The organism is Pseudomonas sp. P5_B3 (assembly GCF_056400405.1).
Genome location: NZ_JBFULI010000091.1, coordinates 1 through 12,286 on the forward strand (window position 1 = coordinate 1; position 12,286 = coordinate 12,286).

General features: G+C 57.6%; 11 protein-coding genes. 8 read left to right on the plus strand and 3 right to left on the minus strand.

Features of this window, described 5'->3' with window-relative positions; genetic code table 11:
- The 6 genes from ychF to AC1DRN_RS29030 all read left to right on the plus strand — a co-directional run.
- The coding region (ychF, locus tag AC1DRN_RS29005; RefSeq protein ID WP_477786884.1) for a redox-regulated ATPase YchF at positions 1 to 1,058 on the plus strand (1,058 nt) is incomplete at its 5' end.
- A 194-nt stretch (positions 1,059 to 1,252) separates the two neighbouring features.
- On the plus strand, positions 1,253 to 2,527 hold the full coding sequence (locus tag AC1DRN_RS29010; RefSeq protein WP_223461110.1) for a tyrosine-type recombinase/integrase: 1,275 nt from the start codon (positions 1,253 to 1,255) through the stop codon (positions 2,525 to 2,527).
- 986 nt (positions 2,528 to 3,513) lie between these two features.
- Positions 3,514 to 4,914 (plus strand): YfjI family protein, encoded by a 1,401-nt coding sequence (locus AC1DRN_RS29015; protein ID WP_223461108.1) that lies wholly within the window; start codon positions 3,514 to 3,516, stop codon positions 4,912 to 4,914.
- Positions 4,898 to 5,257 (plus strand): hypothetical protein, encoded by a 360-nt coding sequence (locus AC1DRN_RS29020; RefSeq protein ID WP_223461106.1) that lies wholly within the window; start codon positions 4,898 to 4,900, stop codon positions 5,255 to 5,257. Before AC1DRN_RS29015 ends, AC1DRN_RS29020 begins: the two co-directional genes overlap by 17 nt.
- Positions 5,235 to 6,215: an integrase domain-containing protein gene (locus tag AC1DRN_RS29025; RefSeq protein WP_223461241.1), complete on the plus strand. Its 981-nt coding sequence runs from the start codon at positions 5,235 to 5,237 to the stop codon at positions 6,213 to 6,215. The genes AC1DRN_RS29020 and AC1DRN_RS29025 overlap by 23 nt, the downstream gene beginning before the upstream one ends.
- Complete coding sequence (locus tag AC1DRN_RS29030) at positions 6,212 to 6,487, plus strand: hypothetical protein (protein WP_223461104.1); 276 nt, start codon at positions 6,212 to 6,214, stop codon at positions 6,485 to 6,487. Before AC1DRN_RS29025 ends, AC1DRN_RS29030 begins: the two co-directional genes overlap by 4 nt.
- Positions 6,488 to 6,744: 257 nt before the next feature.
- Here the strand turns inward: AC1DRN_RS29030 and AC1DRN_RS29035 are convergent, their stop codons facing one another.
- The 3 genes from AC1DRN_RS29035 to AC1DRN_RS29045 are packed head-to-tail and all read right to left on the minus strand — an operon-like array spanning position 6,745 to position 10,860.
- Positions 6,745 to 8,625 carry a potassium transporter Kup gene (locus tag AC1DRN_RS29035; RefSeq protein WP_223461102.1) on the minus strand — a complete coding sequence of 627 codons (1,881 nt, stop codon included), beginning with the start codon at positions 8,623 to 8,625 and terminating at the stop codon, positions 6,745 to 6,747.
- A gap of 10 nt (positions 8,626 to 8,635) precedes the next feature.
- Positions 8,636 to 9,328, minus strand: a complete 693-nt coding sequence (kdpE, locus tag AC1DRN_RS29040) for a two-component system response regulator KdpE (RefSeq protein ID WP_223461100.1) — start codon at positions 9,326 to 9,328, stop codon at positions 8,636 to 8,638.
- Positions 9,325 to 10,860 (minus strand): DUF4118 domain-containing protein, encoded by a 1,536-nt coding sequence (locus AC1DRN_RS29045; protein ID WP_223461098.1) that lies wholly within the window; start codon positions 10,858 to 10,860, stop codon positions 9,325 to 9,327. The genes kdpE and AC1DRN_RS29045 overlap by 4 nt, the downstream gene beginning before the upstream one ends.
- A gap of 115 nt (positions 10,861 to 10,975) precedes the next feature.
- On the opposite strand from AC1DRN_RS29045, the gene AC1DRN_RS29050 reads away from it, so the two are divergent.
- Both AC1DRN_RS29050 and AC1DRN_RS29055 read left to right on the plus strand, forming a co-directional pair.
- Complete coding sequence (locus tag AC1DRN_RS29050) at positions 10,976 to 11,266, plus strand: methyltransferase family protein (RefSeq protein WP_223461096.1); 291 nt, start codon at positions 10,976 to 10,978, stop codon at positions 11,264 to 11,266.
- Between the two features lie 19 nt (positions 11,267 to 11,285).
- Complete coding sequence (locus tag AC1DRN_RS29055; RefSeq protein ID WP_223461093.1) at positions 11,286 to 11,615, plus strand: hypothetical protein; 330 nt, start codon at positions 11,286 to 11,288, stop codon at positions 11,613 to 11,615.
- Positions 11,616 to 12,286: the final 671 nt, after the last annotated feature.

Below are 12,286 nucleotides of genomic sequence, written 5' to 3' on the forward strand. Positions count from 1 at the left end.
AGTCCACCCTGTTCAACGCCCTGACCAAGTCCGGGATCGCGGCCGAGAACTTCCCCTTCTGCACCATCGAGCCGAACAGCGGTATCGTGCCGATGCCGGATCCGCGCCTGGATGCCCTGGCTGCCATCGTCAATCCAAAGCGCATCCTGCCGACCACCATGGAATTCGTCGACATCGCGGGCCTGGTTGCCGGCGCGTCGAAAGGTGAAGGCCTGGGCAACAAGTTCTTGGCCAACATCCGTGAAACCGATGCCATCGCCCACGTAGTCCGCTGCTTCGAAGACGAGAACGTGATTCACGTCTCCAACAGCGTCGACCCGAAACGCGACATCGAAATCATCGACCTGGAACTGATCTTCGCCGACCTCGACAGCTGCGAGAAGCAACTGCAGAAAGTCGCGCGCAACGCCAAGGGTGGTGACAAGGATGCAGTGGTCCAGAAAGGCCTGCTGGAGCAACTGATCGCTCACTTCACCGAAGGCAAGCCGGCGCGCACTCTGATGAAGAACATGGGCGCCGACGAAAAAGCGGTGATCAAGGGCTTCCACCTGCTGACCACCAAGCCGGTCATGTACATCGCCAACGTCGCAGAAGACGGTTTCGAGAACAACCCGCTGCTGGACATCGTCAAAGCCATCGCCGAAGAAGAAGGCGCTGTGGTTGTTCCGGTGTGCAACAAGATCGAAGCGGAAATCGCCGAGCTCGATGACGGCGAAGAGAAAGACATGTTCCTCGAAGCCCTGGGCCTCGAAGAGCCTGGCCTGAACCGCGTGATCCGTGCCGGCTACGAAATGCTGCACCTGCAGACCTACTTCACCGCCGGTGTCGAAGAAGTCCGCGCCTGGACCGTCCGCGTCGGTGCCACCGCACCACAAGCCGCTGGCGTGATCCACACCGACTTCGAAAAAGGCTTCATCCGTGCCGAAGTGATCGCCTACAACGACTTCATCCAGTACAAGGGCGAAGCCGGTACCAAGGAAGCCGGTAAATGGCGCCTGGAAGGCAAGGATTACATCGTCAAAGACGGCGACGTGATGCATTTCCGTTTCAACGTGTGACGGCCCCCGTGGAATTCCACGGAGCTTGATGGACCTCAAAACCCCCGTAATCATTAGATGATACGGGGGTTTTGCGTTTAAGCACCACCACCCTCATCCATTGAGATCCGAGCGTTGGTTGGCTAATATTCCGGGTACGACGCCCCTAAGCCGGTTTTGAAAACCGGGTATGGCGGGAACCCGGAGATCAGACCATGCTCACCGATACCCAATGCCGCACCGCAAAGCCCAAGGACAAGCCTTACAAGCTCACCGATGGAAAGGGCTTGTATCTTGAGGTCAAACCCAACGGTACCAAAGCGTGGCGCTACCGCTTTGCGATACGCACTGGGGACACCACCAAAGAAAACACCTTTGCTGTTGGCGACTATGCAATTCCGCCCCGTGGCGAAAGTGATGAAGACGCCTTGGCCCGGCGCAAAGGTCGACGCTTTACCCTGGCAGAAGCACGCGACGAACGCGTCAAAGCCCGAGACCTGGTGAAGCAAGGCATCAATCCCGCCCGACATCGGCAACTCACTCGCATCAAACAGCAGCAGGACAACGCCACCACCTTTGAGACTGTTGCAAAGGAATGGCTTGCACTGAAAGACTGGGAAGAGATCACCAAGGTCAGACGACTGGAAATGCTCGAGCGTGTAGTTTTCCCCAAGATCGGTCTGTGGCCGATCAAAAGCATCACCCCCGCACACATCCTTGATGTACTTACCACCTCAGCGAAGAAGAATGGCCTGACGGTTGCGGCAGCGGCCAAGCGTAGTATGTCTGGCATCTTTGAACTCGCGGTTTCGACGCTACGAGCTGATACCGACCCGGTCTATCCAGTCCGCAGAGCCCTTCCGGCCAACAAAACCCAACACAAGCGCCCGCTTACGGTGGATGAAATCGGCCAACTCTTGCGTGACGTAGAAGGTCATTGCGGACGTCACGAAACCGCCATCGCGTTCCGCCTGATGTGGTTCACGCTCTGTCGTCCGAATGAAGCAGTCGAGGCACGTTGGGATGAGTTCGACCTGGATGCTGCCCGCTGGAGGATTCCTGCTGAGCGTATGAAGAAGCGCAAGGAGCACAATGTCCCCCTCCCAGCCCAAGCAGTGGACATGCTGCGCGGTCTGCACACCGTTACCGGCAAGTATGAGCACCTGTTCCCCCATCGAGATGAGCGTACGAAGCCTATGGTCGCAGCGTCATTTCGACAGATGCTCAAGTCCTTGGGCTGGAGCGGCAAGTACAGCCCCCATGCCACCAGAACCACCGGGAGCACCCGCCTCAACGAGATGGGTTATCCCGGTGATTGGATCGAGCGGCAACTCGCCCATGCTGAACCCAATGCGGTACGGCGCACATACAACCAAGCCGAGTACATGGCGGATCGCACAAACATGATGCAGCAGTGGGCAGACATGCTGGATGCGTGGAGACGAGGCGAATGCAATGTCATGCCACTAAACCGAGTTGCCATTCACTAAGGGCGCAACTCCCCCCTGGCGACAGCGGCGACACCCGCGACAACCCAAGTAATCCGTGGCCTGCAGCATGGCGACAGAGGTGGCGACTGTCGCCGTTGCAAGCCTCGCTCTTGGGACCTTTTCGGCCAAGCCCATGGGGGCGGGAAGGCTCCGCATTCCCGCCCCCATGGACTCACATTAAAAACCGACGAACGACCACCCGGCCATGGAAAACCACCGGCCTCCAAGGTCTTCCAGCGCTACCGATTGATTCAAGAGTCACCCCCAAAATGCTGTTGACCGCGAGCAAATCGAGCGCTAAACCAGAACCGTACCAGCGCTGTCCTCGACAGCACCCAGGTAGCCAGAACCTTTGAGGCTACGCCACATCGTGGTGGTTCTCCCCAAGTGCGATTAGCGTCCGGCGGCTCGCACGGTCACAGCGATGTGATGGATGCCACTTCTTCCAGAATGCCCACTGCGGCAACTCATGCCCCCTCCTGGCTGCTCTGCAGCAACTTATCCGCTTGGCCATTTCTTGCGCCAACCTGTTGCCCGTCTCTTTGCCCTCTAAAGAGACGGGCGCATATCACACTGCTGCAGCCCTGCTCGCACGGGCCTTGGCGGCTTTCCCCCTCGTGACAATCGGCGTGACAAACACCGAATGCTCACCCGCCACAGCGATGCCGATGACGGTGCCGCAGCCCATGGAATGGACTGCACCTGACTGACAGTCAGGCATGCCCCGGTCATCGCCTCACTGCCTTCACCTGACTCAGGATCTCGCGGCACCGGTCTCGTCAGCCAGTGCAGCCTCCACCCGCCCACTTCTTCGGAGGTGTTCAGGAGGCCAGGTCATGAGATGCCCAAGCTCCCGGTCGTAAGGAGCCGTCAGTCCCGCGTGAGTGGACAACCCTCACAGGTCGCAGGGGCCTTGATCCCTGATACCACTCAACAACCGTGGCGGGATGAGTGAGGACGAAGTCGATAATCTCAGGAGAATGGCGATGCAACTGTGCGAAGCGTTCGAGCCACCACAACCATTGCTGGAATACCAGCAGGCGCCACTGCCCTACCCGGTCGAAGCACTCGGGGAACTGTTGGGCCCTGCGGTCGAACGACTGGCCGAGGTGATCGGCGTGCCCTGCGCCATGGCTGCACAGTCGGTGCTGGCCAGCGCTGCCCTGGTGAGCCAGGGCCATGCCAATGCCCAACTCGACGGTCGAACCTATCCGCTGTCCCTCTACCTACTGACGGTGGCGTCTTCGGGTGATCGTAAAAGCGCGGTGGATCACCTGGCCCTGAAAGCGGCGCGCGACTGGGAACGACAGCAGTGGACCCTGTATGCGGAAAAGCTCAAAGCCTATCGCGCAACCAGCAGCATCATGGCCAAACCCAAAACCGCAAAGAAACACGCGGAGACGGAAATCGGTGAGCTATCCGAGCCGGTACCGCCGAGACTGATCATTGCCGAGCCCACCATTGAGGCCCTAGTCAAAAGTCTGTGCCATGGCTTGCCCAGCATGGGCTTGTTCAATGATGAAGGTGGACAGTTCTTGGGCAGCAGCACCATGAGCAAAGAGAATCTGCTCAAGGCGATCACCACCTTGTCGACACTGTGGGATGGCAGCCCGATCGACCGGGCGCGCTCCATGGCTGGAGAAAGCCTGCGTGCCTATGACCGTCGCCTCAGCCTGCATCTGATGCTGCAGCCCTACCTGGCCAACCAGCTGTTTAAAGACCCGGTGATCAATGGTCAAGGCATCCTCGGCCGCTGCCTGATCAGTTGGCCCGAGCGCCTGGCCGGCCAGCGACTCTACAAGGCAATCGACCTGACCAGAGATGCCAAAATCCAGCGCTACCAACAACGGATCACCGCCCTGCTGCAAAAGCCCTGGTCGCTTCACAAGGATGGATCACTCAATCCCGTCACGCTGGAACTGACTCCCCGTGCCCGTCGTGCCTGGATCGATATTCACGACACCATCGAGTGCCAGTCTGGCGAGTTCGGCGAGCTGGCCGGCGTCCAGCCTGTCGCGGGCAAGGCCGCGGCGAATGTGCTGCGCATCGCGGGCGTGCTGGCCATGGTTGAAGAGGCCAGTCAGTTGGAGGAAGCACACATCCAGCGCGCCTCCACGTTGATGGATTACTACCTGGCCGAGATCCAGCGCTTGACCGAACAGGAGCCGGTAAATAGCCGACGCGAAGAGGCGGATCGGCTGTTGCGCTGGCTGGTGCAGAAAGGCTGGACTCACTTCACCGTCCGCGACGTCAATCGCAACGGCCCTCGCTTTGCCCGCAAGAGCGCTGACCATACCGCCTCTTTATTGGTCGTACTGATCACGCATCGCTGGCTGAGCAGCCACGACGGAAAAACCTTCGAGGTCCGCCATGTTTCGCCTCAATGACGCGGTGCGCCACTACCAGGCGCAACATCAATCGCAACCAGAATCGCGGCGTGTCGCCGCCTCTGTCGCCACCCTGTCGCCACGTGCCAGGCCAGAAACGACGCGGGTTGTCGCCACTGTCGCCGCTGTCGCCACACCACCCCTGGAGCCTACCCACATCGCCCTGCTGATTGAGCAGCTGCGCGAGGAAGGGGCACTGCTGCAACACCAGGAGAACGCCCTCCTGGTCCGCCCGACACACTGGCAGCAGGTGGACAGGCTCAGCCCTCACTGGAAAGCCCTACTGCTCTTTCTGCAAACAAACGAAAAGGGTGATGACGATGGCCTTGGTCGGCCGGCGTGAGGGTCGCAACTTTGGCTATGGCCGCCAGCTGAGCTACGCCGGCCCACAAGCGCTCAAGGATCTGTTTGCCGGTGGCCACTTCGCCACGGTCAAAGCGCATAGCGATCGCTGGCAAGCATTCGTGCGTTGGTGTCGGTCAGAGGACGGTCCTGGTTACAACGATGCGCGCCAGATCGGCCGACAGACGCTGCACGACTACGCCGCGTACCTGCGCCAGCAGATCCAGCAAGGTGGACTCTGCATCGCGACCGCGCAGAACCGCCTAAGCAGCGTCAACCGCACCCTCGCCGCGCTGCGCGGTGATCAGGACGTGAGGATCGCCAGTCCGAGCCAGGCGTTGGGACAGCACCGCTCGAGCGTACGCACCCGCGCGCCCGATGGCCAAGACCATCAACAGGTGCGGCGAGTACTCGAGGCACTTGGCGAACAGCACCACGAGCGGGTGGCCGCGATTGTCCTGTTGGCCCGAGCAACCGGCATGCGCCTGCGCGAAGCGATCCTGGCTGACCTACCACGACTTTACCGCGAAGCCGAACGCTTAGGCCGCATCAACATCCAGGACGGCACCAAAGGCGGTCGCTCAGGGGCTTCCGCGCCGCGCTGGATCGTGGCCAATGAAGAGGTGAAAGCGGCGCTGCAGTTGGCTCGTCATGCGTCGCCGCCCGGCAGCCGCAACTTGCTGGCCCGCGACGAAAGCTACGCCGTATTCCTGCAACAGACCGTGCTCCCCGCCCGCGAAGTGCTGCATGAACACGGGCTGAAGGGTTTTCATGAACTGCGTGCAGCCTACGCCTGCGAGCGCTACGAGCAACTCACCGGGCACGCTGCACCGGTCAATGGTGGACAGTGCTATCGCATTGACCGTGAACTGGATCGACAGGCGCGCCAACAAATCAGCCTTGAGCTGGGGCATAACCGGATCGATGTGGTGTCGGCGTACATTGGAGGTCGAGCGTGAGCAAGCCCTTCGATATGGCGCTGTTCCTGAGCGGCGTACTGACCGGCTCGAAGGTCACGCAGCAACGCCACCTACGGCAAGCCCGAGCCATGCAAGCGGCCATTCAACAGCGATGGCAGCGAGACAATCCCTGGACCTGGCAGCTCAAGCATGTGCGCTGGTTTCTCACTCAGCACCTAAAAGAACACTCCGATACCACCCGGTATTACTACCGACTCACCGCTCTGCTGGTCTGGAAGCGATTAGGGAATGACCGAGAAATGATGATCTAACGCTCGAATCGTGGGTAGGCAGCCCACCAGTCTCACTTGTCCGCCTTCATCTATCTCAGCGCTGACATCCTCTTGCTGAATGAACCTGTTCGAAGTACACCGCCGCAACGGCAAAAATCGGCCAATAGCGGTCGGTCGACGCACCTGCTTCAGTACTACATAAGCGTAGGCATCAGGAAGGTAGGTTTGGCAGACGCTTACGCCATGACCCCGGGCACCCCACTCTATTCATTAGAGACAGGTCGTGAGGGATAGCGCTATAGCACCACCTGAGTACCCAATTCGACCACCCGATTAGAGGGGATTTTGAAGAAGGCAGTAACGCTACTGGCATTGCGGAACATCGCCACAAAAATCAGGGCGCGCCAATAGGCCATGCTTGAACCTAACTTCGGAATCAGCGTTTCTCGCCCGAGGAAGAACGACGTATCCATCATGTTGATCTCCAGCCCAGCCTCACTTGCCAGGACCAATGCTGCAGGAATATCTGGTTCGTCCTTAAAACCATATTGCACGACCACTTGTGCGAAGTTGCTCGCCAGGCGACGAATCATTAGGCGGTCGTCAATAAGAACATAAGGAACATCAAGTACCTTCACGCTCAGGATAATGATCTGCTCATGCAGTGCTTTGTAATGCTTCAGACTGTGAATCATGGCATGCGGCACGGACTCTGGCTCTGCGGTCAGGAATACAGCCGTCCCAGGTACACGCTGAACGCCGCCTTCGACAATATTGGCGATGAAGGGCTGCAACTGCATCGCTTCGGCCGCCAAGCGTTCACTCAGCAGTTCTCGGCCACGTTTCCAGGTGGTCAGCAAGATGAAAATAGCCATGCCGAATACCAGTGGGAACCAACCACCGTCTGGAATTTTCACTGAGTTGGCCAGGAAAAATCCGAGATCAATGCAAATAAAGGGTAATGCCCCCAGAACGGCGCGCAACGGACTCCAATGCCACAATCGAATCGCTACAGCTATGGCCAGAAAATTGGTGATAAGCATGGTTCCGGTAACGGCAATGCCGTAGGCGGCAGCCAGGTTTGAGGACGAGCCGAACCCGACAACCAGAGCAATGATCGATGCGAGCAGCAGCCAATTTATGGCCGGCAAATAGATCTGGCCTATTTGCCGATCTGAGGTGTGCTGAATTTCCAGGCGGGGGGTGTAGCCGAGTTGCATCGCCTGCTGGGTGATGGAAAAGGCGCCGGAGATCACAGCCTGTGAAGCGATGATGGTTGCCACTGTCGCCAGAATCACCAGCGCATAGCGTCCCCATTCCGGGGCTAGCAGATAAAACGGGTTCTGTATTGTCGTCGGATCAGCAAGCAACAGAGCGCCCTGGCCAAAGTAATTGATCAGTAGTGCTGGCAGAACATACCCAATCCAGGCGTATTGAATAGGTTTGGCACCGAAGTGCCCCATGTCGGCATACAAAGCTTCGGCACCGGTAATGCATAGAACCACTGCACCCAAGGCGAGAAAGCCAAGGATGGAGTTCCCAAGTAGAAAGTGCATGGCATGCAGCGGGTTGATGGCCGCGAGTACTGACGGATTGCCAATAATGGCGGCAGCACCCAATACCGCCAGAACGGCAAACCAGAGCAGCATCACCGGCCCAAACAGGGCCCCTACGCCGGCGCTGCCCTTGCGCTGAAAGGCGAACAGGCCAATCAAAATGGCCACGGTAATGGGGATGATGTAAGGCTTGAACGTGGGCGTGATGATTTCCAATCCCTCGACAGCCGAGAGCACTGAAATTGCTGGGGTAATGACCCCGTCCCCGTAAAACAGCGCCGCACCGAAAAGCCCGAGAGTAACCAGCAGTTTTTGCTGCCAGGAACGCTCCACACCTTTCTGCAAGGCCAGGGTCATTAGCGCGATGATGCCACCTTCGCCCTTGTTATTGGCCCGCATGATGAAGACCACATATTTCAGCGTGACCACAATGATCAGCGACCAAAAAAACAGGGACAAAACTCCCAGTACATTTTCCGGGGTAATGGCGACCGGATGGTGAGCACTACCGAATACTTCCTTGAGGGAGTAAAGCGGGCTGGTACCAATGTCGCCATAGACAATGCCTAGCGCAGCCAGCGTCAATGTGGCCAGACGTTTTTTGCCTTGTTCGTCTTGCATGCAAGTCCCCTCAAGGCTGGAAGCGGTAACCCACGCCTGTTTCTGTCAGAAAATATTTGGGTTGAGTCGGATCGTCTTCGAGCTTCTGGCGCAAGTGCCCGACATAAACGCGTAGGTAGTGACTGCTCTCGACATAGGCTGGCCCCCAGATTTCCCGCAGCAAACTGCGTTGGGTCAGGACCTTGCCGGGTTGCCCCAGCAGGGAAGAAAGCAGTTGATATTCAATCGGAGTGAGGTGAATCGTCTCGCCGTCACGGACCACCAGTCGGCGCGATAAATCCACGCTGATGGTGCCGAACTCGATAATCGGTGAAGCCGCTTCCGCACTTCGACTACGGCGTCGCAGCAGCGCGCGAACCCTTGCACGCAGCTCGCCAACACTGAAGGGCTTGGTCAGGTAGTCGTCGGCCCCGGCATCCAAGGCATCGATCTTGTCGTTTTCCTGCGATCGTGCAGACAGAATCAGTACCGGAACATCGGACCAACTACGTAGGTCCCGTATCAGGTCGATGCCGTCTCCATCCGGTAGACCTAGGTCGAGAATCAGCAGATCGGGCTTTCTCGTTCCCGCTTCGATCAGGCCGTGGCTCATCGTTTCAGCTTCAGCCACCTGGCAACCTTCTGCTTCCAGTGCCAGCCGAACGAAACGACGGATTTGCTTCTCGTCTTCAATAACCAGAACTTTGGCTGAGGTCGAGATCATGGCTGCTCTTCCTCAACAATCGGTGGTGTCCCTTTGGGCAGGGTAAAGCTGACGCTGGCTCCACCGCCTGGTCGATTGTCGGCGCTGATCCGTCCGCTATGCGCTTCCACAATGGCTTTGCAAATGGCCAACCCAAGCCCTGTCCCCGGTTTGTCAGATGCGCCTTCCCCTCGGACGAATATCTTGAATAGATCGTCGCTTTGTTTGCTCGAAAACCCTGGACCAAGGTCTTCGACACGGACCTCTATGTTGTCGTCATTCTGTATGGCCACCAATTCAATAGCACTACCTTGAGGCGAATACTTCGCAGCATTTTCAAGCAGGTTGCAGAGGACCCGTTCGATCAGGACTGCGTCATAGTTGAGCAGCGGCAACCCCTTTGGGAGGGTCACTTTGATGGGATGTTCAGTCAATGCGCTGCCAAGCAATTTGATGCTGGCACCAATTACCTCTTCAAGCAGCTGCCACTCACGCCGCAAGGTGACTTCACCAGCATTCAGCCGGGCCATATCCAGAAGGTTGCTGACTAGACCCGCCAGGCGCGCGGCCTGCTCGTGCAAGGCCTGAGCAGTTTCCAAGGCCATCGCAGGCAACGCCGGCTGGATAAGCGATAACGAGTCAGCCAAGCCAACCATTGCGGTTAACGGCGTACGAAGATCGTGCGATAGCGCCGCGAGAATGGAGCCGCGTAGGCGCTCTGTCAGCATATTAACTTCAGTGGTTTGCGCTACTTCGACGTAATGCAGGCGTTCGACCGCGACTGCGATCAGGGACGCGAGGGTCTCTAATAGTGATAGGGCATTGCTTGAGAGTTTTGGCGAGCCTTCTGCGAATTTGACTGCAAGTACACCCCGAGTGCGCATCGACGACCGCAAGGGCAGATACAGCGGCGCATAGCCCATGCTGTTGAGTTCGTCGTTACGCACCAGTTGTCCACTCTCCAGCGCGACCTGGGCAAGGCGCATTTCAACCAGCGGAGATCCGGGCTTAGGCGAGTTGCTCAGCACTTCTTGTTCATTGGGCAGCAAGATGACTGACTGTGCATCGAATTGCGTCTTGATGAAGGACTGGCCAATGTCCACTACCTGTCCAACGGTGAGGGTTCCGGCCAGTTGGCGGGCCAGTTGATACAGCGCCTGCGTTTGTTTTTCGCGGAAGTGAGATTGTTGTGCCCTTTGTTTCAGTCCGGCGGCAAGCTGCGCGGTCGTCAATGCGGTCACCAGCATGACGCCAAACGTGACCAGATACTGGATGTTGCTGACTGCCAGAGAAAAACGTGGCGGTACGAAAAAGAAGTCAAAGAGTAAAACGCTGAGAACTGAGGCCAAAATGGCTTGATTGCGCCCTAGCTTTGCCGCCACCAGTTGCACGGTCAGCAGGAACAGCATCACGATATTGGCCAAGTCGAGATAAGAGAGCAGCGGTGTGGCTAAAAGTGTCATTGCGCTGCAGGCGAGGATGGTCAGTAAATACCCCTGTGGCGAGGTGAGTTTTTCCGACTTATTTCTCAACAACGACACTTTATTGGTCATATTGAGCGTCCTTTTACGATAAGCAACAGACTAGCCACAGCCGTGTAAAAACGCTGACTATTCTGGTGAGTCCGGCGTAGAAATGTCGTAAAGATTTCGGCAGGTATTGTGAGCGGTGAACCCGTTCTTCGAGCCAGGTGTACGCATCCAGACCAAGCGGTATCAGCGCGTGATCGATAGCGGCCCTTACCGTTTCGTGCGTCACCCCGGGTACATCGCCGCGCTGTTCCTGTTCTTCGGCATGGCCCTTGCGCTGGGTTCTTTCTGGGCACTGGTGGCCGGTGCGCTGGCGTCGGCGTTACTCATCTTGCGCACAGCATGGAAAGATCGGCTGTCGCGGTCCGAGCTTGCAGGGTATGGCGATTACACCCGTCGAGTACGCTGGAGATTGGTCCCCGACCTTTAGTGAAAGCCAGGGGTGGATAGTGGTTGCCGAGTTGTGGGAAGGAACACGCCAGGGCTGGAGCCCCTTCGCGGCTTCGTTCACTGGGCTGGCAAAAACAATGCTTTTGCTCGCCTGTTACGTTCATGATCAGATCGAGGAGAACAGCATGAAATCCCGGATCATTGGGCTGCGAGTGGCCGGCACCGTCTACGCACTGATGGCCTTGGCACAACTGGGGCGCATAATTATTCGCCCCGAGGTTCTCGTTAATGGGTATCCCATGCCCCTGAGGCCAAGCGTGCTCGCCTTCTTATTGCTCGCGTTTTTGAGCGTCTGGATGTGGTCGCTCACACTGTCGCGAGCAGGGTGAGGCTGATTCATCCTGGCCGAACCACCACACCCGAAGGCTGGCTCGTCTGGATGGACACTTGGTGCGTCGGCTTTCGCGGCTATACAGAAGCCAACGTTCATGACTCAACCGGTTGTGGAAAGCAGAAATCGGCTGAAAGCGGTCCTCCACGAATGGCTGTTTTTGGCCGATTTCGGCCCGTCGCCGCTAGTCACTTCAAGCAAAATCTTGTTAGCAAACGAACCAGGACGTTGGGTCAAATGCCTCCGCGTGCCGAGAGCAACGCAACCTCTGTGAAAGTAAAATCATATGCAGCGTCAATACTGGGCGCTAAACCGGGTATGACGCAAATTGAACCGCACTAGAACCTAGATCTTATAAGGCCTGCACCCTATGACTTCTGGTTTAACGTGTAAGACACGCCCAAGAAAAAGCCGCGTTTGATACGCGGCTTTTTTGTGCCTGAAACAATCATCCGCCACACCACCAATTCCCTGTAGGAGTGAGCCTGCTCGCGATAGCAGACTGTCAGTCGACTGAATCGCCAACTGACACACCGTCATCGCGAGCAGGCTCACTCCTACAGGGAATTGGTGGTGTGGCGGATGATTGTTTCAGGCACAAAAAAGCCGCGTATCAAACGCGGCTTTTTCTTGGGCGTGTCTTACACGTTAAACCAGAAGTCATAGGGT

What these genes read in the sequence shown, in the direction of transcription:
- AC1DRN_RS29010 (WP_223461110.1), top strand. Translation starts at nt 1,253, where the DNA reads ATGCTCACCGATACCCAATGCCGCACCGCAAAGCCCAAGGACAAGCCT.
- AC1DRN_RS29015 (WP_223461108.1), top strand. Translation starts at nt 3,514, where the DNA reads ATGCAACTGTGCGAAGCGTTCGAGCCACCACAACCATTGCTGGAATAC.
- AC1DRN_RS29020 (WP_223461106.1), top strand. Translation starts at nt 4,898, where the DNA reads ATGTTTCGCCTCAATGACGCGGTGCGCCACTACCAGGCGCAACATCAA.
- AC1DRN_RS29025 (WP_223461241.1), top strand. Translation starts at nt 5,235, where the DNA reads ATGGCCTTGGTCGGCCGGCGTGAGGGTCGCAACTTTGGCTATGGCCGC.
- AC1DRN_RS29035 (WP_223461102.1), bottom strand. Translation starts at nt 8,625, where the DNA reads ATGCAAGACGAACAAGGCAAAAAACGTCTGGCCACATTGACGCTGGCT.
- kdpE (WP_223461100.1), bottom strand. Translation starts at nt 9,328, where the DNA reads ATGATCTCGACCTCAGCCAAAGTTCTGGTTATTGAAGACGAGAAGCAA.
- AC1DRN_RS29045 (WP_223461098.1), bottom strand. Translation starts at nt 10,860, where the DNA reads ATGACCAATAAAGTGTCGTTGTTGAGAAATAAGTCGGAAAAACTCACC.